This window comes from Massilia sp. CFBP 13721 (genome assembly GCF_014842025.1).
Classification (GTDB): domain Bacteria; phylum Pseudomonadota; class Gammaproteobacteria; order Burkholderiales; family Burkholderiaceae_D; genus Telluria.
Map to the genome: position 1 here is coordinate 12869 of NZ_JACYUY010000020.1, position 22847 is coordinate 35715.

Sequence of the window (22847 nt, forward strand, 5' to 3'; positions counted from 1 at the left end):
GTTCCCTTCCTGCCGAGTTTCGCGCTATGATGCCCCTCGGCACATTTCGCCTTCTACCGTTCCGAGAACCTATGCACATGAGACATGCAACGCTCGCCGTCGCCCTGATGATGGCGTTTGGCGTATCCGCCGCGGCCGAACCGGCCGCCTGCGCAGCCGGATCCGCAGTGACCTACCCGGTCACCGCCAAGGGAGTCCAGACCGACAACTACCACGGCACCGCCATCGCCGACCCGTACCGCTGGCTGGAAGACGCGAACAGCGCCGAGACCAAACAATGGGTCGATGCCCAGAACGCCGTGACCCAGGCCTATCTCGCCGGGATCCCGCAGCGCGCAGCGATCCAGCAGCGCCTGACCAAGCTGTGGAACTACGAACGCTATTCAGTGCCGTCGAAAGAAGGCGGCCGCTATTTCTACAGCCGCAACGACGGTTTGCAGAACCAGTCGGTGCTGTACACGATGAAGAACCTGGGCGACACGCCGCGCATGCTGCTCGACCCCAACACGCTGGCGGCTGACGGCACCGTCGCCCTGGCCGGCGTCGAGGTCAGCCCCGACGGCAAGCTGATGGCCTATGGCACCGCCGCCTCGGGTTCGGACTGGAACGAGTGGAAGGTGCGCGATATCGAAACCGGCAAGGATCTCGAGGACCACATCAAGTGGGTCAAGTTCTCGCAGACCGCGTGGACGAAGGATGGCAAGGGCTTCTTCTATAGCCGCTATGACGAACCGGAAGAAGCGGCCAAGCTGGCCGGCATCAACTACTTCCAGAAGCTGTACTTCCACAAGATCGGCACCCCGCAAAGCGACGACGTGCTGGTCTACGACCGCCCGGACGAAAAGGAATGGGGCTTCCGCGCCCAGACCACCGACGACGGCAAGTACCTGCTGATCACGGCGACCAAGGGCACCGCCCACAAGTACCGCGTCTTCATCAAGGACCTGTCCAAACCCGACTCGAAAGTCGTGCCGCTGGTCGACAATTTCGAAGCCGCCTACGACTTCATCGACAACGTCGGCTCGACCTTCTATTTCAGCACCGACCGCAAGGCCCCGCGCCAGCGCATCGTCGCCATCGACGTCACCAAGCCGGCCGAGTCGAACTGGAAAGAGGTCGTCAAGGAATCGCAGGACACGCTGGCGAACGCCCACATCATCGGCAATCGCCTGGTGACGGAATACCTGAAGGATGCGCGCAGCGTCGTGCGCGTGTCGGACCTGAACGGCAAGCTGGTGCGCGAAATCGCCTTGCCAGGCATCGGTTCGGTCTCGGGCTTCACCGGCAAGCGCAGCGACAGCGAGACCTTCTTCTCGTTCACCGGCTTCACCACGCCGACCACGATCTACCGCATGGACATGAAGAGCGGCAAGACCAGCGTGTTCCGCCAGCCGAAGGTCGATTTCGACCCGAACGCCTACGAAACGCGCCAGCAATTCTTCACCAGCCGCGACGGTACCAAGGTGCCGATGTTCATCGTCTCGAAGAAGGGCATCAAACTGGATGGCAGTAACCCGACCTACCTGTACGGCTACGGCGGCTTCAACATCTCGATGACCCCGGGCTTCTCGCCGGCCAACCTGGCGTGGATGGAAATGGGCGGCGTCTATGTCGTGGCCAACCTGCGCGGCGGCGGCGAATACGGCGAATCCTGGCACCAGGCCGGCACCAAGCTGCAAAAGCAGAACGTGTTCGACGACTTCATCGGCGCGGCGCAGTGGCTGGTCGATAACAAGGTGACCTCGCCAAGCAAGCTGGCGATCGGCGGCGGCAGCAACGGCGGCCTGCTGGTCGGCGCGGCGATGACCCAGCGTCCGGACCTGTTCGGCGCGGCGATCCCGATGGTCGGCGTGCTCGACATGCTGCGCTTCCACAAGTTCACCATTGGCTGGGCCTGGACCTCGGACTACGGCTCGGCCGACAATCCGGACCAGTTCAAGGCGCTGGTGAAGTACTCGCCGCTGCATAACGTCAAGCCCGGCACTGCTTATCCGGCGACGATGATCACCACGGCCGACCACGACGACCGCGTGGTCCCGGCGCACAGCTTCAAGTTCGCCGCCACCGCCCAGGCCGCGCAAGCGGGCTGCAACCCGATCCTGATCCGCATCGACACCAAGGCCGGCCACGGCGCCGGCAAGCCGACCGCGAAGCAGATCGAGGAAGTGGCGGACCGTTGGGGCTTCCTGACCCGCGCGCTGAAGATGTAAGGAGTGTATGGCGACACTACGCCGGCCGCCTTCGGGCATGCCGGCATGGTCGCACCAGGGCCGCCGCAAGGTGGCCCTCGATGGTTCACCATGAAAGCGTCGCCCATGAATGCGCCGGTTGAATTCGATTACGAGGCCGCCCTGGCGGCCTGCGCACGCGGCGACCAGCGCGCCCTGCGCAACATCTACGACCGCGAAGGTGCGCGCCTGCTGGGCGTGGCGCTGCGCATCGTGCGCCGGCGCCAGGTGGCCGAAGACGTGCTGCACGACGCCTTTCTCGCCATCTGGACCCGCGCCCGCAGTTTCGATCCCCAGCGCGGCGCCGCCCGTGGCTGGATCTACAGCGTCGTGCGCCACCAGGCGCTCGACGTCGCCCGCGGCAGCGGGCGCGAAGTGCAGGCCGACGAGGAAGCGCTGGACGTCCTCGACGCCGCCGCTGACCACAGCCTGGCCGACGCCTTCGAGCGGCGCCAGGACCTGGGACGCCTGCACGATTGCCTGGTCGGGCTCGATGCGGCGAAACGCGACAGCATCCTGTATGCCTACGTCGACGGCTGCTCGCATGCCGAAATCGCCGCGCGCATGCAGTCGCCGCTGGGCACCATCAAGGCCTGGATCAAGCGCGGGCTGAGCGCGCTGAAGGAGTGCATGGGATGAGCCACGCCGACGACAATACCGATGACATGAATGACCTGGCCGGCGAATACGTGCTCGGCACGCTGGCGCTGGCCGAACGCCGCCGCGTCGAGCAGGCGCTGGCGATTGACGCCGCCTTGCGCGCGGCCGTGCAGGCCTGGGAAGCGCGCCTGCAGCCCCTGAGCAGCCTGGCCGAACCGGCCGAACCCTCGCCGCAACTGTGGGCGCGGGTGGAAGCCTCGCTCGCCGCCGTGCGCAAGCCTGCACCCGCGGCCTTACCTTCAGCGCAGCGCTGGTGGGACAGCCTGAATTTCTGGCGTTCGCTGGCCGCCGCCGGTTTCGCGGCCGCCGCGATGGTCGCGGTCGTGCCGCGCCTGCAGGCGCCAGGACCAGCGCCTGCGCCGCGCTACATGGTGGTGCTGGCCGCGCCAGGCAACATGGCGCCCGGCTGGATCGTGCAGGCCGATGCGCGCGGCGAACTCAAGCTGGTTCCGCTGGGCACGACGCAAGTGCCGGCGGACCGCTCGCTGCAATTCTGGACCAAGGCCGACGGCTGGAAGGGACCGGTCTCGCTGGGCCTGGTGCAGCCCGCCCAGACGGCTGCCGTCTCGCTGGCCAAGCTGCCGCCGCTGCAGCCGAACCAGCTGTTCGAGATCACGCTGGAACCGAAGAGCGGCTCGCCGATCGGCCGCCCGACCGGACCGATTCTCTACATCGGCCGCGCCGTGCAGATGCTGTAAAGGATTGCCGCAATGTTCAAGCCGGACTCACCGTGTACGCGGGAGCCCGGCTTTTTTTTGTGGCGCGATTAGTAACGTAGGGTGGACTCCCGAGTCCACGCGTTACGTACGCACGCTTTTAGCGGTAGGTGCGAATGCCCGCTCGTGAATCATCTGATGGCGCTATGGCAATCGTTTATAGCCCGACGATACCGTGCGAGCGAACAATTACCATCGCCGATACGTGAGACGCATGTAACGCGTGGACTCGGGAGTCCACCCTACATAGCAGCGAGCGCGCTGCGCAACCGAAGCCGGGCCCACCAAGCATGCGGCAAGCCCGGCTTTTCTCATGGTGCGATCAGGATGGCCATGTCGCGCAACCCCACCTGGCCGTTGCCGATTGCCGACGTCCCCGGCGAGCCGGTGCCGTTGACCAACGTGGCCGCACCCGTCGCCAGGTCGACCCGGTACAGCGACGATGGTCCGGTCGCACCCGTGCGCAGTGCGGCCAGCACCAGGCCGTTGGCGCCGCCGGCGATGTCCATGGCGCCGCTGCCGGCCACCGTCACGCCCAGCGGTCCCACAAGCGCCAGGGTGCCGTCGTTCGGCGGGTTCTGGATCGCCAGGCTGCTGGTCGTGCGGTCGACGTCGTACAGCGTGGTGGCCGTGGCGCCGGCGAAGCTGTTGGTGTAGGCGCCGGCGCTCACCACCGGTGCGAAGCCGGCGCGGTTGATGGCGCCGTCGGTGGTGGTGGCGCCGGTGTCGACGTTGATGCGCAGGTTCTGTCCGGTGTCGCCGATCACGCGCAGGCGGTCGGCGGCCGGGTTGAAGTCGACCACGAAGGACGTGCCGATGACCCCGGCGTAGGGCGCCGTGGTGTCGGTGGCGTCGGCCGACAATGTGGCCTTGACCGTGGCCGCGCCGCTGGCCGGATCGATGGTGACGATGCGCGCGTTCGAGGTGATCCCGTACAGCAGGCCGTCTTTCGGGCGGAAGTCGATCCCGAGCAGGGTCTCGCCGGCGGCCATGCCGGTCAGCGCCACCGTGGCGTCGATCGTGTTCGGCGTCGCCGGCTTGAAGCGCAGCAGGCGCGCGTCGTCGGTCAGGCCGTAGGCAACCGGCGCCTGCACCGCGCGCAGGGCGATGCCGCGGATATCTTCATTGATGCCGAGCGCGCCGACGCTGGTTGCGGGCGCACTGGTGGCCGCCAGGTTGATCGTGTACAGGTTGCGCGCGCCGCCGACGGTGAGCACCGCATACGCCATGTTGCTGCGGGCGTCGATGTCCATGCCGTTGACCGCACCCGCGTCCACGCCCAGCGCCACCGGCGTGCTCAGGGTGCCGTTGTTCGGTGGGTTCTGCACGTACAGGGTGTCGTTGGCGGTGTCGAGCGCATACAGGGTCGTCGTCGCGGTGCCGGCGAACGAATTGGTATATGCCGAGGCGGTGACGGCGGCATTCGCGGCGCCGCCGTTGATGGCGCCGTCGGTCGTCGTCGCGCCGGTATCGACGTTGATGCGCAGGCTCTGGCCGGTATTGCTGACCACGCGCAGGCGGTCGGCAGCCGGATTGAAGTCGACGCCGAAATCGGTCCCGCTCAGGGCGGTATACGGCAGCGTGGTGTCGGTGGCGTCGGCCGCCAGGGTCGACTTGACGCTGGCCGCGCCGGTGGTCGTATTGATGGTGTAGATGCGGCCGCTGCTGCCGAGCGCGTACAACAGGCCGTCGGCCGGGCGCATGTCGATGCCGTGCAGGTTTTCGCCGCTCTGCAGGCCGGTGACGGCGACGTTGGTGCGGATGGTGGCGGGCGCGTCGCGGTTGAACGAGATCAGTTTGTTGCTGACGGTGATGGCGAACACGTCGCCGGCGGTCATCGTTGGCGGGTTCGGCGCCGGGGCTGGTGCATCGTCGTCATGGTCGCTGCCGCCGCAGGCGGCGAGGGCGAGCGCGATGGAGGAGGCGAGGATCAGTCGAGGGAAACGGGTCGTGTTCATGGTCTGCATCCTTGAAAAGTTGGCACATGCTGTGCAGTCGGAAATCAAGCTCAGGCGCGGGGCGCGGTGGTGTTGATATCCTTACTACGATGGCGAACGGGATTTGGATGCAGTGTTATGAAAATATATCTTGAATTTGTCAGCGGGCTTTAGATGGGCGTCGATCAAACACGGTATGGCGGGCATNCATGCGCCCAAACATTTGTTTAATTCAAAAAAAACAAATGTTTGACCAGAGGCGCATTCTTACCGATGCACCACCACCAACAACGCCTTGGCCTCGGTCTTCCCTGTATTGCGCACCACATGGTCCTGGTCCGCCGGATAGCGCGCCGTCCCGCCGGCTTTCACTTTGCGCTTGGACGTGCCTACCTCCACCTCGAGCGTCCCGTTAATGACGGTCATGTGCTCCCTGGTTCCCGGATCATGCGCCTGCGACGCCAGTTCACCGCCCGGCGCCAGCGTCAGTTCATACCATTCGTACTGACCGGCCAGTTCCATCGGCCCCAGGATGCGCAGCGTATAGCCGGCGTGCGTGCCGGGCAGGGTCGGGGTCTCGTGGGCATCGAGCACCCGGATCGACTCGACGTCGCGCGTTTCCGAGGCCAGCAGTTCGCCGATCTGCACGCCCAGCGCGTTGGCGAGACGCCAGGTGATGGCGATGGTAGGATTCGCCTTTTCGCGCTCGATCTGCGACAGCATCGATTTCGACACGCCGGCGATGCGCGACAGGTCTTCCAGCGTGAGGCCGCGCGCCAGGCGCAGGCGCTGCAGGGTGGCGCCGACTTCGGGCGGGGCGTTGTTGGTCGTGACCAGGGTTTTCATCTTCAGGGACGTCTAAGTATTGGAGGAGCGCCGCACCTTGCCAAGTTCAACAGGTCGGCGTAATATCCATTATATTGAATTTCAGTTCGAGATACCGAAAAAACGACGCGCTGGCGAATACGTACAGCGACGAAGCCACGGTACAGCATAGTCCAATCGCCGGTCAAGCCGGCATCAACGACGAGGTCATCACATGAGCGAGCAAGCCAAAAACAGCTTTTACCGCGGTCTGCAGCAGAACCTGTCCACCCTGCGCGACCAGGGCCTGTTCAAGCCGGAGCGCGTGCTCGCCTCGCGCCAGGGCGCGGTGGTGCAGTCCGAAGACGGCCGCACCCTGATCAACATGTGCGCGAATAACTACCTCGGCCTGTCGGGCGACCTGGAAACGCAAAAGGCGGCGGAAGAAGCCCTGCAGAAGTACGGCTATGGCCTGTCCTCGGTGCGCTTCATTTGCGGCACCCAGACCGTACACAAGGAACTCGAACGCAAGCTGTCCGAATTCCTCGGTACCGAAGACACCATCCTGTACGCGGCCGCGTTCGACGCCAATGGCGGCGTGTTCGAACCGCTGTTCGACGAGAGCGACGCCATCATCTCGGACGCGCTCAACCACGCCTCGATCATCGACGGCATCCGCCTGTGCAAGGCCGCGCGCTACCGCTACGCCAACAACGACATGGCCGACCTGGAAGCGCAGCTGCAGGCCGCCACGGCCGCCGGCAAGCGCCACAAGGTGATCGTCACCGACGGCGCCTTTTCGATGGACGGCACCATCGCCCAGCTGGATAAAATCTGCGACCTGGCCGACAAGTACGGCGCGCTCACGCTGATCGACGAATCGCACGCCTCCGGCTTCATGGGCGCGACCGGGCGCGGCACGCACGAACACTGCGGCGTCATGGGCCGCATCGACATCATCACCGGCACACTCGGTAAAGCCCTGGGCGGCGCGATGGGCGGCTTTACTTCGGGCCGCAAGGAAGTCATCGAAACCCTGCGCCAGAAGTCGCGTCCATACCTGTTCTCGAACACCTTGGCGCCGATGATCGCCGGCGCTTCGCTGTCGGTGCTGGAGCGGATCTCGAAGTCGACCGAGCTGCGCGACCGCCTGCACGAAAACACCGCCTTCTTCCGCGCCGAGATCGAGCGCATCGGCTTTACCATCAAGCCGGGCACGCACCCGGTGGTGCCGGTGATGCTGTTCGACGCGCCGGTGGCGCAGAAATTCGCGGCGCGCATGTTCGAACTGGGCGTGCTGCTGTCGGGCTTCTTCTATCCGGTGGTGCCGATGGGGCAGGCGCGCGTGCGCGTCCAGCTGTCGGCGGCGCATACCCGCGAACAGCTCGAGACCGTGCTGAAAGCCTTCGAGCAGGCCGGCCGCGAACTCGGCATTATTAAGTAAATAATTAAGAATAATTAATCAATACGGTTTTAGTTTAGGAATACTTATGGAACGCATCCTCATCATCGGCGCCAATGGCCAGATTGGCAGCGAGCTGGTCTCGGCCTTGGCGGAGCAGCACGGCGCCGCCAACGTCCTCGCCACCGACATCGGCGCCCACAACGTGTACGGCGCGGCGCGCTATGCCCAGCTCGACGTGTTGGACAAGGACCGCCTGATGGCGCTGGTCGAGGAAGAGGGTGCGACCCAGGTCTACCAGCTGGCCGCGCTGCTGTCGGCCACCGGCGAACAGGCGCCGCTGAAAGCCTGGACGCTGAACATGGATGGCTTGCTGAACATCCTGGAAGTGGCGCGCGCGCGCGGCGAGGCGGGCAAACCCCTGAAGGTGTTCTGGCCATCCTCGATCGCCGCCTTCGGCCCCAACACCCCGGCGGAAAACACTGCGCAGTACACGGTGATGGACCCGACCACGATCTACGGCATCAGCAAACTGGCCGGCGAGCGCCTGTGCGAGTACTACCACACCAAGTACGGCGTGGACGTGCGCAGCATCCGCTACCCGGGCATTATCAGTTTTAAATCGCCTCCGGGCGGCGGCACCACCGACTACGCGATCGCGATCTTCCACGCGGCGCTCAAGGGCGAGACCTACGAGTGCTTCCTCGGTCCCGAGACCACGCTGCCGATGATCTACATGCCGGACGCGATCCGCGCCACGATCGAGCTGATGGACGCACCCGCCGGGAAGGTGGCGATCCGCTCCTCGTACAACGTCGCCGGCGTCTCGTTCAACCCGCGCGAACTGGCGGGCGCGATCCGCAAGGCCGTGCCGGCATTCGAGATCGCCTACAAGCCGGACAGCCGCCAGGCGATTGCCGATACCTGGCCGAAGAGCCTGGACGACAGCCGCGCGACCTCCGACTGGGGCTGGAAAGCCACGGTCGGTATCGAAGAGATGGTGGCCAGCATGCTCGAGAATATCGACGTCGGCGCCACTGCTTAACTAAATAAAATAATAATAATCACGGAGATAGTCCAGACATGGATATGAGCGTTTTCGATCTGTTCAAGATCGGTATCGGCCCTTCGAGTTCGCACACCGTCGGGCCGATGGTGGCGGCGCGCCGCTTCCTGCTCGAATGCGGGCCGCTGATTGATGCGGTCGGCGTCGAGGCCCATTTGTACGGGTCGCTGGCGCTGACCGGCGTCGGCCACGCCACCGACAAGGCGGTCATCCTTGGCCTGATGGGCGAGACCCCGCAAGACATCGATCCGGACACGGTCGAGGACAAGCTGGCCGAAGCGGAACTCGACGGCGTGCTGCGCCTGCTGGGGACGAAAGAAGTGCCGTTCTCGATGCGAACAGGTCTGGTCTGGCACAAGCAATCGACCCTGCCCGAGCACCCGAACGGCATGCGCTTCGTGCTGCAGCTGAAGGACGGCAGCGTCATCGAACGCATCTTTTATTCGGTCGGCGGCGGCTTCATCACCGCCGCCGGCGAAGCGCAGCGTCCGGTGGAGCCGAGCGGCGTACAGGTGCCATTCCCGTTCGGGACGATGGCCGAGTTGCTGGAACACGGCCGCGCGCACGGTCTGTCGATCCCGCACATGCTGCGTGCGAACGAATTGGTGCGCATGAGCGAAGCGGAACTCGACGCCGGCCTGGACCGCATCTGGACCACCATGCGCGACTGTATCGACCACGGCCTGGTCACGCACGGCCAGCTGCCGGGTGGCCTCAACGTCAAGCGCCGCGCCGCCACGCTGTGGAAGCAGGCGCACTGCGTCGAGGGCAAGCGCGTCAACGAACTGCCGCACGATGCGACCCACCAGGTGACGTTGTACGCGATGGCGGTCAACGAGGAAAACGCCGCCGGCGGGCGCGTGGTGACGGCGCCGACCAACGGCGCGGCCGGCATCATTCCGGCGGTGCTGCGCTACTACGCCGAGGACTGCCGTCCGACGGATGCGGTGAAGGGCATCCGCGACTTCCTGCTGACTTCCGCCGCAATCGGCATGCTGTGCAAGAAGAACGCCTCGATCTCGGGCGCCGAAGTCGGCTGCCAGGGCGAGGTCGGCGTCGCCTGCGCGATGGCGGCGGCGGGCCTGGTGGCGGCATTGGGCGGCTCCAACGAACGCATCGAGAACGCCGCCGAAATCGGCATCGAACACCACCTCGGCATGACCTGCGACCCGATCGGCGGCCTGGTGCAGATTCCCTGCATCGAGCGCAACGGCATGGGGGCGATCAAGGCGATCACCGCCGCTTCGCTGGCGTTGAAAGGCGACGGCACCCATTTCGTCAGTCTCGACAACGTGATCGAGACGATGCGCCAGACCGGGGCGGACATGCAGGTGAAGTACAAGGAGACCTCGCTCGGTGGCTTGGCGATTCATGTGGTGACGGTGAATCACGCGGCTTGTTGACCGGTTTTCCAGCGCTCCTGATGTAAATCGGCGTTGTGGTATTCGACCGCACGCACCGGCGGGCATGCCCGCCTTACGTGCGCGTCCACGTCGAAAAATGGCGCCCGGACGAGCCATGCCCGCCACGATGTTTGTCGAGACCGCGGTGCACCGAAAACTGGCCCCCGGACGCCGCCATGCTCGCCACGATGTTTGTCGAGACCGTCGTGCACCGTAGGGCGGGCATGCCCGCCTTACATGCGCGTCCACGTCGAAAAATGGCCCCCGGACGACGCCATGCCCGCCACGATGTTTGTCGAGACCGCGGTGCACCGTAGGGCGGGCATGCCCGCGTGACGGACCCGTGCAAATCGAACATTGGCGCCCGGCCGACGCCATCCAAACCCGTCCGCACACAGGATTCTCCGCCTCGCACTATAATAAAAGATCAACGCGAGCCAACCGGATCATCCAAAACATGCAATACGTGTCTACCCGCGCGACCAGCGCCTCCGCTTCCCGCAATCCCGAGACCTTCGCTTCCATCCTGCTCGGCGGCCTCGCCCCCGACGGCGGCCTGTTCCTGCCGGCCGAGTATCCGCAGGTGACGGGCGAGGAGCTCAATGCCTGGCGCACGCTCTCGTACGCCGAACTGGCCTACGAAGTCCTGCGCAAATTCGCGACCGACATCCCGGATGCCGACCTGAAGGCGCTCACCGCCAGGACCTATACGCCTGCGGTCTACCGCAATGCGCGCGCCGGCGAATCGGCGGCCGAGATCACGCCGCTGCGCACGCTGGAAGAGGAAGGTGGCCGCAAGCTCGTGCTGCAAGCCCTGTCGAACGGCCCCACGCTCGCTTTTAAAGACATGGCGATGCAATTGCTCGGCAACCTGTTCGAATACGCGCTGGCGAAGAACGACGATGAACTCAACATCTTCGGCGCCACCTCGGGCGACACCGGCAGCGCCGCCGAATACGCGATGCGCGGCAAGCGCGGCGTGCGCGTGTTCATGCTCTCCCCGAACGGCAAGATGAGCGCCTTCCAGACCGCGCAGATGTTCAGCCTGCAGGACCCGAACATCGTCAACATCGCCGTCGAAGGCGTGTTCGACGACTGCCAGGACATGGTCAAGGCGGTGTCGAACGACCTGTCGTTCAAGGCGCGCCACAAGATCGGCACCGTCAACTCGATCAACTGGGCGCGCGTGGTGGCGCAGGTGGTCTACTACTTCCGCGGCTACCTCGCGGCCACTACCAGCAACGAGCAGAAGGTGTCGTTCACCGTCCCGTCGGGGAACTTCGGCAACGTCTGCGCCGGCCATATCGCGCGCATGATGGGCCTGCCGATCGACAAGCTGGTGGTCGCCACCAACGAGAACGACGTGCTCGACGAATTCTTCCGCAGTGGCGTCTACCGCGTGCGCAAGTCCAGCGAGACCTTCCACACCAGCAGCCCGTCGATGGACATCTCCAAGGCCTCGAACTTCGAGCGCTTCGTCTACGACCTGGTCGGGCGCGACAGCGAGCGCACCCATGCGCTGTTCCGCAAGGTCGAGACCCACGGCGGCTTCGACCTGTCCGGCGGCCCGGGCGCCGACGGCGACGAATTCAAGCGCGTCGGCGAATACGGTTTCGTCTCCGGCAAGTCGACGCACGCCGACCGCCTGGCGACGATCCGCATGATGGCCGACGACTACGGCATCACCATCGACACCCACACCGCCGACGGCATCAAGGTCGCGCGCGAGCACATGACGCCGGGCGTGCCGATGATCGTGCTGGAGACCGCGCTGGCCGCGAAGTTCAACGAGACCATCCTCGAAGCGCTGGGTGCCGACGCCGAACGTCCGGCCGGCTTCGAGGACATCGAGTCGCTGCCGCAGAAGTTCGTCCTGATGCGCCCGAACGTCGACGAGATGAAGACCTTCATCGCCGCGCACACGGGACTGTGATCATGACGACTGCCAACGAGAAGCCGGCGCCGCGCCCGCTGCTGACGGTGCGCGAAGCGCTCGACACGCTGTTGCAGGCTGCGCGTCCGGTCCAGGAGATCGAACAGGTGGCGACGCTGGACGCCAACGGCCGCGTGCTGGCGCGCGACCAGGCGTCGACCATCGACGTGCCCTCGGCCGACAATACCTCGATGGATGGCTACGCCGTGCGCGCCGCCGATTGCGTAAACGGCGGCGCGGTGCTGCGCGTGGCCCAGCGCATTCCGGCCGGCCAGGTCGGCGCGGCGCTCGAACCCGGCACGGCGGCGCGCATCTTCACCGGCGCCATGATCCCGGCCGGCGCCGACGCGGTCGTGATGCAGGAGCAGTGCGAAGTCGGGAACAATGCGGCCGGCGAGATGGTCACCATCCGCCACACGCCAGTCAGCGGCGAATGGATCCGCCGCACCGGCGAGGACATCGCGGCCGGCGCCACCATCCTGGCAGCGGGCACGCGCCTGCGCAGCCAGGAACTCGGCCTGGCGGCCTCCGTCGGGCTGGCCAGCCTGCCGGTACGGCGGCGCCTGCGCGTGGCCGTGTTCTTTACCGGCGACGAGCTGACCATGCCGGGCGAAGCGCCGGGCGGGGTGCTGGCGCCGGGCGCGATCTACAACTCGAACCGGTTTACGCTGCGCGCGCTGCTGGAGAATTTCGGCTGCGTGGTCAACGATTTCGGCATCGTGCCCGATACGCTCGACGCCACGCGCGCCACCTTGCGCGAAGCGGCGCGCGAGAACGACCTGATCATCACTTCGGGCGGCGTCTCGGTGGGCGAGGAAGACCACATCAAGCCGGCGGTGGAGGCCGAAGGACGGCTGAACATGTGGCAGATCGCCGTTAAGCCGGGCAAGCCGCTGGCCTTTGGCGAGGTGCGCAAGGAAGGCACGGATACGGCGTTCTTCCTCGGGCTGCCGGGCAATCCCGTCTCGAGCTTCGTCACCTTCCTGCTGTTCGTGCGCCCCTTCATCCTGCGCCTGCAGGGCGTGACCGGTCCGGTCGAGCCGCGCGCCTGGATGCTGCGCGCCGACTTCAGGCTGCCCAAGGCCGACCGCCGCAATGAATTCCTGCGTGCGCGCGTGAACGCCGGCGGCGGCCTCGACCTGTTCCCGAACCAGGGTTCCGGCGTGCTCACCTCCACCGTCTGGGGCGACGGCCTGATCGACAACCCGCCGGGACGCATCATCAACGAAGGCGATATCGTGCGCTTCATCCCGTTCGCCGAACTCCAGCACTGACCCCATGCACATCGAACTGAAATTTTTTGCGTCCGTGCGCGAAGCCCTTGGGCTTGCGAGCGAACGGATCGAGCTCCCTTCGGAAGTAACGACCGTGGGCGGCGTACGTGCCTGCCTGGTCGCCCGCGGCGGCGCGTGGGAAGCGGCGCTCGGCCAGGACCGTGCGCTGCGCATGGCGTTCAATCACGTCATGTGTGGGCCTGAGACTGAGGTGAAAGAGGGTGGGGAAGTGGCGTTCTTCCCGCCGGTGACCGGTGGGTAGCAGCCCCGAACGAAAAGGGCGGCGCGCGCCGTGATGCCGTTCAGTTAAGCGGACGCGAATCGTCTCCCTGCTGCGCCTAGCCGCAGCGCTCGCGTTTCGATAATCGTAGGGTGGACTCCCGAGTCCACGGTCGTGCGCCGTTACACTCCTCCACGCTGGAAGAAGCGCGTATGTTCGCGCTCCCAGGCGATGTGGTGCATCTCGATTGGCATAAAAAAGGGCCGTGGACTCGGGAGTCCCCCTACATATCGCGCAACTCGCATTTCACGACAACGGGTGGTCCTAGCTGAAATGCGCCACAATCCGCTTAACTAAACAGCATTACGGCGCAAGCCGCGCTTTTTTTACAAGGCCGCGATCGACTTCTCGGCCAGCGCCAGCAGCCGTGCGCAATTCTCGTTGCGCGCGGCGAAGCTGGCCCAGGCCGTGGTGCGCGCCATGTCCTGCCACTTGCGCAGCGTCTCGCCATCCATGTCGACCACGCGCGCGCCGGCGCGTGAATACACATTGGCCACCGCCGCGTCGTCGTTCTGCGCCATGCGCAGCGCGAACTTTTCCAGGTCGGCGCCGACGGCCATGATCGCCGCCTGCTGGTCCTTGTGCAGGCGGTCGAACACCGTCTTCGACATCAGGAGCGGCTCGAGCATGAACCAGTAGCCGCCGCTGCGCGCGGTGGTGAGCGCGCGCGCCACGTCCTGCAGGCGGAAGCTGATCAGCGAGGTCGAGGAGGTAAAGGCGGCGTCCAGCGCGCCGCTCTTCATCGCGGCGTGGATGTCGTTCGAGGGCACGTTGACGATGGTGGCGCCGGCTTCCTGCAGGATCAGGTCCATCTCGCGCGAACCGCCGCGCACCTTCAGGCCGCGCGCGTCTTCGGGGGCGACAATCGGCGCGCCGCGCGACGCGACGCCGCCGGCCTGCCAGATCCAGCTGATGACGACCAGGCCCTGTTCGGCCAGGATGCGCGTGAGTTCCTTGCCGACTTCGGCGTTCTTCCAGCCATAGCCCTGGGCGTAGGACGTCACCAGGCCGGGCATCAGGCCGATGTTGGCTTCCGGTGATTCGCCGGCGGCATACGAGAGCGGCACCAGGGCCAGTTCGAGGCCGCCTTTTTTGAGCGCAGCGAACTGGGCGTTGGGCGCCATCAGGCTGGCGTTCGGGTAGATCGAGAATTTCAGGCTACCACGGGTACGCTTTTCGACGTCGGTGGCGAACATGCGGCACAGGCGGTCGCGGAAGTCGCCTTCCATGATGCTGCCGCCGGGGAACTGGTGCGAGATTTTCATCGACTGCGATGCGGCCCAGGCACTGCCGAGCCACAGGGGGCTGGACGCGAGCGCGCCCAGCAGGGTTCTACGAGCCAGAAGCGGCCCTGTCTTCAACGACATATTCATCCTCCAAGATGAGTAAAACTTCACTACCGGGCAAATCGTGCGGTTTTAGAACCACATCGTTCGCTTTTTGTACCGTTATGGTGTCTGTAAGAATATTCTTTCGATAAAGCTTGTCAAGCAGTATCTTGTTTTCTTAACAAACTCACCGTGAATAACGGAACGGTAAAGCGCGACAGTATCCAGCCGGGCATGGTTGCCCGGCTTGGGGTCCGTTAAGGAGGATGAAGCGGCTTATTTGCGGTCGAGCGCGTCGCAGACGCCGCAGGCCAGGCCGCGCTTCATGTTGCGGTAGCGTGCGCCGATGAAGAGCGCCGAGGCAACCGCCGCCCACCCCAGCGCCGACGGCCAGGCGCGCTCGAACGTTTCGCCGCCGAGCAGGTCGACCACCATCAGCAGGGCGAACATCGAAACGACAGCGAACAGGTATTGCAAGATCCAGTGACGCAGTGGGGGCATGGCTGTCTCCTTACAGGGTTTTCAGGAAGGTACGCAAGGCGTCGTTCACTGCCGCCGGCTGGTCGAGCATGGCGAAGTGGCGCGCGTTGTCGATTGTCGTGACGTCCAGTTTGGGCGTGCCTGTCATCAGTTCCCGATAATACGACACCTTGTCAGGTCCGGACACCCCCATCGCGGCATTGTCCGGGCCGTACGTCGGGACGATCATCAGCAGCGGCGCGCGGATGGCCGGCAGGCCGGGGCGCAGGTCGCGCGCCAGCACCGCGCCCATGTAGGCGGCCACGGCGGCCGGGTCGCTGCGCGCGGTAAGGCGCGCCAGGTCGTCGGCCTTGTCCATGTCGATGACGCCGATCGTGCGCATGTATTGCTGCTGCTGGCTCGCAAAGGCTTGCGGGCTCAGGCTGGCCATGCGCTGGCGCATGTTGTCGGCCATGGCGGCGCGCTGGTCCGGCGGCATGCCCTCGGTGCGTGGCATGACCGCCAGGCCGTCGATGGCGACCGCGCCGCCGATCCGCTCGCCCAGGTCCTCGGCCAGGGCGATCGCCAACGTGCCGCCCAGGCTGTGCCCGACGAGTACCGGCTTGACCAGCTTGCGCGCGACGACCAGTTCCTTCAACGCCGACCGGGCCGCGTCGAACGGATCGCCGGCCACCGCCGGGCGGCCGTCGAAGCCGGGCAGGGTGACGACGTAGACAGCGTGCTCCTTCGAGAATGCGCGCACCGTTTCCTGCCACACCCAGCCGCCGGTCGCCAGCCCCGGAATCAGGATCAGCGGCCGTCCACTGCTGCCGTGGCGCTCGACCAGCATGCCCTTGACGTCGAAGCGCTCGGCTGGAGCGATCGACGCGGCGAAGCGGTTGGGCTGCTGCGGGACTTCCTGGGCAAATGCCGGAACGGCGGCGGCGAGGACAAGTGCGAACAACAGGCTTACGCTTCTAAAGGCTAACTTCATGCTGGCTCCTGGTCAGGGTTGAAAATCGCTTCGATCGGTTGTTGAAATAGTCGGGAAATCGCAAAGGCGAGCGGCAGGCTGGGGTCGTAGCGGCCGGTCTCGATGGCGATCACGGTCTGGCGCGACACGTCCAGCAGCTCGGCCAGGTAAGCCTGGCTCCAGCCGTGTTCGGCGCGCAGTTCCCTGATGTGGTTGTTCATCGGTCCAGGACCTTGCGCACAATTTGCACCGCGCCGAACGACAGGCACAGCACGCACCAGACGACGAACATCGATTGCCTGGGGAAGCCGGCGGTCTCGAGGAAGCCGTAGCTGAAGGTCAGGCCGGCGGTGATGGCGGCGGCCAGGGACACGTTTTCCAGCAGGCGCATGCGCACGTACTCGTCGGCGCGCCCGATCAATCGTGCGATCGCCCAGACGGCGCCGGCGAAGCCGATCATCGGGCTGAGCAGGACAGCGGTGCGCAGGGCGCCGGGCGTCATCGGCCGGCCGTACCGGATTGCCGCTACCAAAATGAGCGTGTACAGCGCGAGCGCGCCGAACAGTTCGAGGTAATAGAGTCTGGCGATACGTTTTTCGTGCACGGCGGTCTCCTGGTGTAAAGTAAGCTTTACTGTAAAGTATGCTTTACATCGTAGGCGAGCGTTTTTCCCATGTCAAGCTCCCTTTACATTTTTCTGTCGCCGCCCATTCCGGCTACAATGCGCGTCCTTCACGTCCGGTCTCGAGCATGTCGAACTCAATGTCCTCTCCCCATCGCGTCGCCGTCATCGGCGGCGGTCCCGCCGGCCTGATGGCGGCCGAAGTGCTGGCCGCCGCCGGCGTCCAGGTGGACGTCTTCGACGCCATGCCCTCGGTCGCACGCAAGTTCCTGCTGGCCGGGAAGGGCGGCATGAACATCACCCATTCCGAGCCTTACGACGCGTTCGTGGCGCGCTATGGCGCGCGTAGCGCCGAGGTCGCGGCATGGCTCGCGGATTTCACGCCGGACGACGTGCGTGCCTGGATCCACGGGCTCGGTATCGACACCTTCGTCGGCACTTCGGGCCGCGTGTTCCCGACCGATATGAAGGCGGCGCCGCTGCTGCGCGCCTGGCTGCATCGCCTGCGCGACGCGGGCGTGCGCTTTCACATGCGTCACCGCTGGCTGGGTTGGGAGGGTGACGCATTGCGTTTCTCCGCGCCAGAAGGCGAAACGATCGCCCGCTTCGATGCCGTCGTGCTGGCGCTGGGCGGCGCGAGCTGGGCGCGCCTCGGCTCCGACGGCGCCTGGGTGCCGCTGCTGGAACAGCGCCGGGTCGCGGTCGCGCCGCTGGTCCCTGCCAACTGCGGCTTCGACGTCGACTGGTCGCCGCACTTCAGCGACAAGCACGCCGGCGCGCCGCTCACCACCGTGGCCATTGGCTACAAGGAACGCGACGGCAGCCGCGCGCGCCGCCAGGGCCAGTTCGTGGTCACCAGCACCGGCATCGAGGGCAGCCTGGTGTATGCGTTTTCAAACGTGCTGCGCGACCAGATTGCCGCACGTGGGGAGACCACCATCTGGCTCGACCTGGCGCCCGACCACGATGCCGCACGCGTACGCGCCGAGGTGACGCGGCCGCGCGGCGCGCGCTCGATGTCGAGCCACCTGCAAAGCCGGCTCGGCATCAAGGGCGTCAAGGCCGGCCTGCTGCGCGAATGCCTGGCGCAGGCGGAGTACATGGACGAGGAGGCGCTGGCCGGCGCGATCAAGGCGCTGCCGCTGGTGCTCAAGCGCCCGCGCCCGATCGACGAGGCCATCAGCAGCGCCGGCGGCGTGCGCTTCGAATCGATCGACGAACACGGCCAACTGCGCGCCGTGCCGGGGGTGTTCGTGGCCGGGGAAATGATCGATTGGGAAGCGCCGACTGGTGGGTATTTGCTGACGGCTTGCTTTGCCAGCGGGCGGGCAGCGGCTCGTGGGGTGCTGGCAGTGCTGGACGCTTGATGCCGGCCGAGAAAGATGCACGGACCGGTACGGGGTTATCAAGGCCAATGGCCTTGATGACGGATTCACAGGGCGGCTATACCCTGATCGCTGCATACCTGCTGCCTTGACGCCGCCCACGCGTTCGACCAGCCGTTGATTATCCGCGAATGATCGACCGTGCGTTGAACGCGTGGGCGGCATTCAGGCAGCGGGCAGGCACGCACCCGAGTACAGCCGCCCACCCTACATGTCTGTGCATCGCTCTCGAAATGAAGCGTGGCCAATGGACCGTATCGGACCAATGACGAATCAACCCAGGTTCAATGATCGAAATGCACGTCCCCGCTCCCCGTCCGGCTGACGCTGCGCTGGGCCGGATCGCCATACACGTCGACGTCGCCGCTGCCGCTGACCGCCACCGCCACCGTCGCGCTGGCGGTCACGCTGGCGTTGCCGGAGCCGGTCTGGCGCACGTTGACGGTGTCGGCGCGCAGGCGCTGGGCGTCGAGGGTGCCGGAGCCGTTGGAGGCGGCCTCGAAGCTGCGCGCGGCGCCGGCAAGCGAGATGGTGCCCGAGCCGGTCAGCTCGGCCGCGACGCTGTCGCCGTTGCCGGCGTCGAGCGTCAGTTCGCCGCTGCCGTGCACGACGGCCCTGGCCTGGCGGTAGCGGCCATTGAAGTCGACGCTGCCCGAGCCGTTCAGTTCGACCTCGATCGCTTCCCCCGAAAAGCCGTTGACGCGGGTGTCACCGCTGCCGTCGACGCCGACCCGGTCCAGCGCCGGCAGCGTGAGTTCGACCTCGATCGGCTGGCGGTGGCGCAGCACGATGCCGCGCGTGCCGATGTGCAGCACGCGTCCGGTCTGGGCGGTGTCGATGTTGGCTAGCAGGCGCTGTTCGCCGCGCACGACGAGCCGGGGCTGGGCGCCGTAGCGCAGGCTCAGGTCGATCGGGCCGGACAGCTCCACCGCGCGCACCTCGCGCGTGACGGGACGGGTCTCTTCGCCGACGATGCGCGCGTCCAGGCGCGCGCTGCCGCCGTGGGCGCGCAATGCGCCGTAGGACAGCCCGATCAGGACAAAGGCGAGGACCAGCAGGCCGAACGCCACCTTGAGTAAAGAACGCATCCGAATCCCGATTCAGCTGCCACGCAGCAGCGACATGTTCATTTGCGCGTAGCGCTTCGCGCCCAGCGCCGCATAGCGGGTGACCACGATCGAGACCAGGAACAGCACGATCCCGCCCAGCACCGCGGACAGTCCCAGCGCCGTCTGGGTGGTGCGCGCGTCGCCGTCCATCTCGGTCGCGATGCGGATGCCGTCGACGGCCACGCCTTCAGGATCGGACCCAGCGGCTGACCCGCCGGCGGCCCCGGTTTCCCGGTCGCTGGTAACCTCGACGCCGTTCTCGTCGATCTTGACGCTGGTACGCACCTGGTCGTTGCCGATGTCGTTGATGATCTCGCGCAGCGGACCGTCCAGCACCAGCTCGTTGGCGCCGGCCAGGCCGCTGGCGGTAATCGCAATGCCGCCGACGTACAGGGCAAACGCGCAGGCGTAGAGCGTCGCCAGCAGGGCGCCGAAGACGGCCGCCGGGATCACCATGAACAGGTTGAAGATCAACAGGCCGACTACCGAGACCAACACGCGCACCAGGTTGGCCGGGTTCTTTTGCGCGGCAAAGGCGTCCATATGGGTATTTGCGCGCAGGGTCAATGCGACCTTCTTCGGGTCGTCCAGTTCGCGCGCGATGTCGGCTTCCTGCCGCCCGGCGGCGGCGCCGTCGACGAAGCGCTGCTCGTACCAGGCCAGGGTCCTGGCCTGCAGTTCCGGCGGCAGGCCGAGCAGGGCGCGTTTCAGCGCCTCGAGGTAGTCGAGTTTGCCCATGGCGGTGCTATCCGGTCAGGCGTGGCCGAGCGCGAGCATCGACAGCAGCGCCTGGCGCGTTGCGTTGCCGCGCGCGCCGAAGAGTTCGGGCGCGACCAGCACCAGGGTGCTGGCGGCGACGAGGGCCAGCAGGAGCAGGGTGCGCAAACCGAGTTGGGGTGTCATGTGGCAGCTTCCAGTTATCCGATGCTGCTACTGTACGGATTCGGAGGGCAAGCCGCCAGCGGCGTGCGACGGGCTGCTGTTTGCGGCGCTTGAACTGCGGGAGCGGAGGATGACCGACGCCGCCGCCTGGCCGCTGCGCACGGCTGACTCGAGCGTGGCCGGGTAGTCGCCGCTCTTTTCGTCGCCTGCCGTGTAGTCGCCAGCCAGCACCAGGCCGGGCAGGGCGGTGGCGTTGGCGGGGCGCGCCAGGCCCGGGGTGCACGCAAAGGTGGCACGCTTTTCGGTGATCACGCGGCTCCAGACAGGCGCTTCCAGCCCCATGCCGGGAAAGGCGGCGCCCAATTGAATGGCGCAGGCGCGCGCCAGCGCCTCCTGGTCGAGCGCGGCGGCGGCGCCGGCGGCGCTGATCACCACCGCCAGCAGGCCGGCCTGGCCGCCATCGATCTGGCCGCGGTCGAACACGAACTGGCCGTAGCGTCCCTGGCCGGGCGCGTCGAGCAGGGCGCAGAAGGGCAGCGGCAGGCGCAGCGACGCATCGTATTGCAGGTAGCAGGTGGCGATCGGTTCGTATTCGAAGCCGTCCAGTTGCGCCGCCAGCCCGGTCGTTTCGGCGAACGGTGCGAGCAGCGTGGCGGCCGCCGCCGCCGGCGCCGCCAGCACGACGGCATCGAACACGCCGCGCCAGGCGCCACCGAGGGCCTGGCCGGCCGCGGCCAGTTCCCAGCCGTTCGCCGTGCGCGTCAGCCCGGACACCTTGGCGCCGGTATGCACGGCGCCGCCCTGCGCTGCGATGAAGTGTCCGGCCGCCTGCGGGAACAGCGCGCCCAGGTCGAGGCGGGGAATCAGCATGTCGGACGCCGCGCGCTTCGCGCCCAGGCTGTCGCGCAGCACGGCGAGGAAGACGTTGGCCGAGGCGCGCTCGGGGGCGGTGTTCAGGGCCGCCAGGCACAGCGGATGCCACATCAGGCGCGCCAGGCGCTCGGTCTGGCCGAAGCGTTCCAGCAGCACGGTGACGGGGACGTCGGTATCGAGCCGCCAGCCCATCCATTTGGCCGCGCTCGAGAACTGCGCCAGCGCCAGCTTGTCCTCACGCTGCAAGCCCTTGGCGCGCAGCAGCGCGACCAGCACGTGCAGGGGTGCGGGCAGGTGCGGCGCCACGAAATCCATGCCGTCATTGGACAGCACGGCGCCCGGCGGATAACGCATCTGCAGCGGCAGGCGCAGGAACGCCGCGCCAGGATCGATGCCGACCCGCCGCATCAGCGCCAGGGTTTGCGTGTAGGCGCCGAGCAGGATGTGCTGGCCGTTGTCCAGCCGGCGCCCGTCGACCTCGACGGCACGGGCGCGTCCGCCGAGGGTGCGCGCCGCCTCGAACAGGGTGACCCGGGCGCCGCGCCGCGCCAGCTCGACCGCCGCCGCGCAACCGGCCCAGCCGCCGCCGACGACGGCGACCGTGGGCTGGCTTTTAGTTGCGGACATAGGTCTTCCACGCCAGCCACAGCTTGCGCAGCGGCGTCAGCGAGATGCGCTGGTTCAGCACGTGGAAGTTGTCGCGCGCGATTTCGTCTAACAGGGTGCGGTAGATCGCCGCCATCATCAGGCCGGGACGCTGGGCACGCCGGTCTTCTTTCGGCAGCAGCGCCAGGGCTTCGTCGTACATGGCTTGCGCGCGCTCGACCTGGAAGCGCATCAGCGCCTCGAACTTGTCGCTGTGGCGCGCATTGAGCAGGTCGGCCGCGGTGACGCCGAACTGCTGCAGCTCGTTGACCGGCAGGTAGATGCGGCCCTTGCGCGCATCTTCGCCGACGTCGCGGATGATGTTCGTCAGCTGGAACGCCAGGCCCAGCTTCTCGGCGTACTGCAAGGTTTGCGGATTCGAGAAACCAAAGATGCTGGCCGAGAGGATGCCGACCACGCCCGCCACGTGCCAGCAATACTTGCGCAAACCCGGATAGTCGAGGTAGCGGCTCTGGTCGAGGTCCATCTCCATGCCGTCGATGATCGCCTGCAGGTGCTGCTCTTCCAGGTGGTAGACGTCGAGGTGGGGCTTCAAGGCCTGCGTCACCGGGTGCGTCGGCGTCCCTTTGTACATGGTCGACACTTCGGTGCGCCACCAGGCCAGCTTGATGCGCGCCAGCGAGGCGTCGGTGGCGTCGTCGACGGTATCGTCCACCTCGCGGCAGAAGGCGTACAGGGCCGTGGTCGCACGGCGGCGCTCGGGCGGCAGGAACAGGAAGCTGTAATAGAAGCTGGAACCGCTCTGGACAGTCTTTTGCTGGCAGTATTCGTCAGGAGACATGTAAAAATGGCAAGATCAGGGAGGCGAAGCCGCTATCTTAGCCGATGCGCGCCACGGCCGGGCTGG

The 22847-nt window shown here is 66.3% G+C and carries 22 protein-coding genes; 10 read left to right on the forward strand and 12 right to left on the reverse strand.

Annotation, left to right across the window (positions count from 1 at the left end):
• Positions 1-71 precede the first annotated feature (71 nt).
• From IFT60_RS18125 to IFT60_RS18135, 3 genes are all read left to right on the forward strand, one after another.
• Complete coding sequence (locus tag IFT60_RS18125; RefSeq protein WP_192054133.1) at positions 72-2210, forward strand: prolyl oligopeptidase family serine peptidase; 2139 nt, start codon at positions 72-74, stop codon at positions 2208-2210.
• A 105-nt stretch (positions 2211-2315) separates the two neighbouring features.
• On the forward strand, positions 2316-2867 hold the full coding sequence (locus IFT60_RS18130) for a sigma-70 family RNA polymerase sigma factor (protein ID WP_192054303.1): 552 nt from the start codon (positions 2316-2318) through the stop codon (positions 2865-2867).
• Positions 2864-3586 (forward strand): anti-sigma factor, encoded by a 723-nt coding sequence (locus IFT60_RS18135; protein WP_192054135.1) that lies wholly within the window; start codon positions 2864-2866, stop codon positions 3584-3586. The genes IFT60_RS18130 and IFT60_RS18135 overlap by 4 nt, the downstream gene beginning before the upstream one ends.
• Positions 3587-3915: 329 nt before the next feature.
• On the opposite strand, the gene IFT60_RS18140 is transcribed toward IFT60_RS18135, so the two are convergent.
• Both IFT60_RS18140 and IFT60_RS18145 read right to left on the reverse strand, forming a co-directional pair.
• Entirely contained in the window at positions 3916-5562 is a 1647-nt protein-coding gene (locus IFT60_RS18140) for a DUF4394 domain-containing protein (protein ID WP_192054136.1), read from the reverse strand.
• Between the two features lie 246 nt (positions 5563-5808).
• Positions 5809-6387, reverse strand: coding sequence for a helix-turn-helix domain-containing protein (locus IFT60_RS18145; RefSeq protein ID WP_192054138.1), 579 nt, complete (start codon positions 6385-6387; stop codon positions 5809-5811).
• A gap of 193 nt (positions 6388-6580) precedes the next feature.
• On the opposite strand from IFT60_RS18145, the gene kbl reads away from it, so the two are divergent.
• The 6 genes from kbl to moaD all read left to right on the forward strand — a co-directional run bounded on the left by kbl (position 6581) and on the right by moaD (position 13685).
• The gene (gene kbl, locus IFT60_RS18150; protein ID WP_192054140.1) at positions 6581-7789 is read left to right on the forward strand and encodes a glycine C-acetyltransferase; all 1209 of its coding nucleotides are present in this window, start codon (positions 6581-6583) and stop codon (positions 7787-7789) included.
• Positions 7790-7835: 46 nt separating this feature from the next.
• A complete protein-coding gene (locus tag IFT60_RS18155) occupies positions 7836-8792 on the forward strand; it encodes an L-threonine 3-dehydrogenase, SDR-type (protein WP_192054142.1) in 957 nt (318 codons plus the stop codon).
• Positions 8793-8830: 38 nt separating this feature from the next.
• Positions 8831-10216 (forward strand): L-serine ammonia-lyase, encoded by a 1386-nt coding sequence (locus IFT60_RS18160; protein WP_192054144.1) that lies wholly within the window; start codon positions 8831-8833, stop codon positions 10214-10216.
• Positions 10217-10673: 457 nt separating this feature from the next.
• Positions 10674-12149 carry a threonine synthase gene (gene thrC / locus IFT60_RS18165; protein WP_192054146.1) on the forward strand — a complete coding sequence of 492 codons (1476 nt, stop codon included), beginning with the start codon at positions 10674-10676 and terminating at the stop codon, positions 12147-12149.
• A gap of 2 nt (positions 12150-12151) precedes the next feature.
• On the forward strand, positions 12152-13423 hold the full coding sequence (locus IFT60_RS18170; protein ID WP_192054148.1) for a molybdopterin molybdotransferase MoeA: 1272 nt from the start codon (positions 12152-12154) through the stop codon (positions 13421-13423).
• A gap of 4 nt (positions 13424-13427) precedes the next feature.
• Positions 13428-13685 (forward strand): molybdopterin converting factor subunit 1, encoded by a 258-nt coding sequence (gene moaD / locus IFT60_RS18175; RefSeq protein ID WP_192054150.1) that lies wholly within the window; start codon positions 13428-13430, stop codon positions 13683-13685.
• A gap of 344 nt (positions 13686-14029) precedes the next feature.
• Here the strand turns inward: moaD and dctP are convergent, their stop codons facing one another.
• The 5 genes from dctP to IFT60_RS18200 all read right to left on the reverse strand — a co-directional run bounded on the left by dctP (position 14030) and on the right by IFT60_RS18200 (position 17067).
• The gene (gene dctP / locus IFT60_RS18180) at positions 14030-15070 is read right to left on the reverse strand and encodes a TRAP transporter substrate-binding protein DctP (protein WP_192054152.1); all 1041 of its coding nucleotides are present in this window, start codon (positions 15068-15070) and stop codon (positions 14030-14032) included.
• Between the two features lie 237 nt (positions 15071-15307).
• A complete protein-coding gene (locus IFT60_RS18185) occupies positions 15308-15532 on the reverse strand; it encodes a hypothetical protein (RefSeq protein WP_192054154.1) in 225 nt (74 codons plus the stop codon).
• 10 nt (positions 15533-15542) lie between these two features.
• Entirely contained in the window at positions 15543-16484 is a 942-nt protein-coding gene (locus tag IFT60_RS18190) for an alpha/beta fold hydrolase (RefSeq protein ID WP_192054156.1), read from the reverse strand.
• A complete protein-coding gene (locus IFT60_RS18195; protein WP_192054158.1) occupies positions 16481-16684 on the reverse strand; it encodes a helix-turn-helix transcriptional regulator in 204 nt (67 codons plus the stop codon). The genes IFT60_RS18190 and IFT60_RS18195 overlap by 4 nt, the downstream gene beginning before the upstream one ends.
• Positions 16681-17067: a hypothetical protein gene (locus IFT60_RS18200; protein WP_192054160.1), complete on the reverse strand. Its 387-nt coding sequence runs from the start codon at positions 17065-17067 to the stop codon at positions 16681-16683. Before IFT60_RS18200 ends, IFT60_RS18195 begins: the two co-directional genes overlap by 4 nt.
• Before the next feature lie 158 nt (positions 17068-17225).
• Here IFT60_RS18200 and IFT60_RS18205 point away from each other — a divergent pair, with 158 nt between their 5' ends.
• A complete protein-coding gene (locus IFT60_RS18205) occupies positions 17226-18452 on the forward strand; it encodes a TIGR03862 family flavoprotein (protein WP_229510971.1) in 1227 nt (408 codons plus the stop codon).
• A gap of 302 nt (positions 18453-18754) precedes the next feature.
• Here IFT60_RS18205 and IFT60_RS18210 read toward each other — a convergent pair whose 3' ends face one another.
• Genes IFT60_RS18210 through hpnD form a run of 5 tightly spaced genes read right to left on the reverse strand, consistent with a single transcriptional unit; the run spans position 18755 to position 22781 of the window.
• A complete protein-coding gene (locus IFT60_RS18210; RefSeq protein WP_192054164.1) occupies positions 18755-19558 on the reverse strand; it encodes a GIN domain-containing protein in 804 nt (267 codons plus the stop codon).
• A 12-nt stretch (positions 19559-19570) separates the two neighbouring features.
• A complete protein-coding gene (locus tag IFT60_RS18215) occupies positions 19571-20317 on the reverse strand; it encodes a DUF1700 domain-containing protein (protein WP_192054166.1) in 747 nt (248 codons plus the stop codon).
• Between the two features lie 15 nt (positions 20318-20332).
• Positions 20333-20482 (reverse strand): hypothetical protein, encoded by a 150-nt coding sequence (locus IFT60_RS18220; RefSeq protein WP_192054168.1) that lies wholly within the window; start codon positions 20480-20482, stop codon positions 20333-20335.
• Between the two features lie 27 nt (positions 20483-20509).
• Entirely contained in the window at positions 20510-21961 is a 1452-nt protein-coding gene (hpnE, locus tag IFT60_RS18225; protein WP_192054170.1) for a hydroxysqualene dehydroxylase HpnE, read from the reverse strand.
• The gene (hpnD, locus tag IFT60_RS18230) at positions 21948-22781 is read right to left on the reverse strand and encodes a presqualene diphosphate synthase HpnD (RefSeq protein ID WP_192054172.1); all 834 of its coding nucleotides are present in this window, start codon (positions 22779-22781) and stop codon (positions 21948-21950) included. The genes hpnE and hpnD overlap by 14 nt, the downstream gene beginning before the upstream one ends.
• Positions 22782-22847: the final 66 nt, after the last annotated feature.

What these genes read in the sequence shown, in the direction of transcription:
- IFT60_RS18125 (WP_192054133.1), top strand. Translation starts at nt 72, where the DNA reads ATGCACATGAGACATGCAACGCTCGCCGTCGCCCTGATGATGGCGTTT.
- IFT60_RS18130 (WP_192054303.1), top strand. Translation starts at nt 2,316, where the DNA reads ATGAATGCGCCGGTTGAATTCGATTACGAGGCCGCCCTGGCGGCCTGC.
- IFT60_RS18135 (WP_192054135.1), top strand. Translation starts at nt 2,864, where the DNA reads ATGAGCCACGCCGACGACAATACCGATGACATGAATGACCTGGCCGGC.
- IFT60_RS18140 (WP_192054136.1), bottom strand. Translation starts at nt 5,562, where the DNA reads ATGAACACGACCCGTTTCCCTCGACTGATCCTCGCCTCCTCCATCGCG.
- IFT60_RS18145 (WP_192054138.1), bottom strand. Translation starts at nt 6,387, where the DNA reads ATGAAAACCCTGGTCACGACCAACAACGCCCCGCCCGAAGTCGGCGCC.
- kbl (WP_192054140.1), top strand. Translation starts at nt 6,581, where the DNA reads ATGAGCGAGCAAGCCAAAAACAGCTTTTACCGCGGTCTGCAGCAGAAC.
- IFT60_RS18155 (WP_192054142.1), top strand. Translation starts at nt 7,836, where the DNA reads ATGGAACGCATCCTCATCATCGGCGCCAATGGCCAGATTGGCAGCGAG.
- IFT60_RS18160 (WP_192054144.1), top strand. Translation starts at nt 8,831, where the DNA reads ATGGATATGAGCGTTTTCGATCTGTTCAAGATCGGTATCGGCCCTTCG.
- thrC (WP_192054146.1), top strand. Translation starts at nt 10,674, where the DNA reads ATGCAATACGTGTCTACCCGCGCGACCAGCGCCTCCGCTTCCCGCAAT.
- IFT60_RS18170 (WP_192054148.1), top strand. Translation starts at nt 12,152, where the DNA reads ATGACGACTGCCAACGAGAAGCCGGCGCCGCGCCCGCTGCTGACGGTG.
- moaD (WP_192054150.1), top strand. Translation starts at nt 13,428, where the DNA reads ATGCACATCGAACTGAAATTTTTTGCGTCCGTGCGCGAAGCCCTTGGG.
- dctP (WP_192054152.1), bottom strand. Translation starts at nt 15,070, where the DNA reads ATGTCGTTGAAGACAGGGCCGCTTCTGGCTCGTAGAACCCTGCTGGGC.
- IFT60_RS18185 (WP_192054154.1), bottom strand. Translation starts at nt 15,532, where the DNA reads ATGCCCCCACTGCGTCACTGGATCTTGCAATACCTGTTCGCTGTCGTT.
- IFT60_RS18190 (WP_192054156.1), bottom strand. Translation starts at nt 16,484, where the DNA reads ATGAAGTTAGCCTTTAGAAGCGTAAGCCTGTTGTTCGCACTTGTCCTC.
- IFT60_RS18195 (WP_192054158.1), bottom strand. Translation starts at nt 16,684, where the DNA reads ATGAACAACCACATCAGGGAACTGCGCGCCGAACACGGCTGGAGCCAG.
- IFT60_RS18205 (WP_229510971.1), top strand. Translation starts at nt 17,226, where the DNA reads ATGTCCTCTCCCCATCGCGTCGCCGTCATCGGCGGCGGTCCCGCCGGC.
- IFT60_RS18210 (WP_192054164.1), bottom strand. Translation starts at nt 19,558, where the DNA reads ATGCGTTCTTTACTCAAGGTGGCGTTCGGCCTGCTGGTCCTCGCCTTT.
- IFT60_RS18215 (WP_192054166.1), bottom strand. Translation starts at nt 20,317, where the DNA reads ATGGGCAAACTCGACTACCTCGAGGCGCTGAAACGCGCCCTGCTCGGC.
- IFT60_RS18220 (WP_192054168.1), bottom strand. Translation starts at nt 20,482, where the DNA reads ATGACACCCCAACTCGGTTTGCGCACCCTGCTCCTGCTGGCCCTCGTC.
- hpnE (WP_192054170.1), bottom strand. Translation starts at nt 21,961, where the DNA reads ATGTCCGCAACTAAAAGCCAGCCCACGGTCGCCGTCGTCGGCGGCGGC.
- hpnD (WP_192054172.1), bottom strand. Translation starts at nt 22,781, where the DNA reads ATGTCTCCTGACGAATACTGCCAGCAAAAGACTGTCCAGAGCGGTTCC.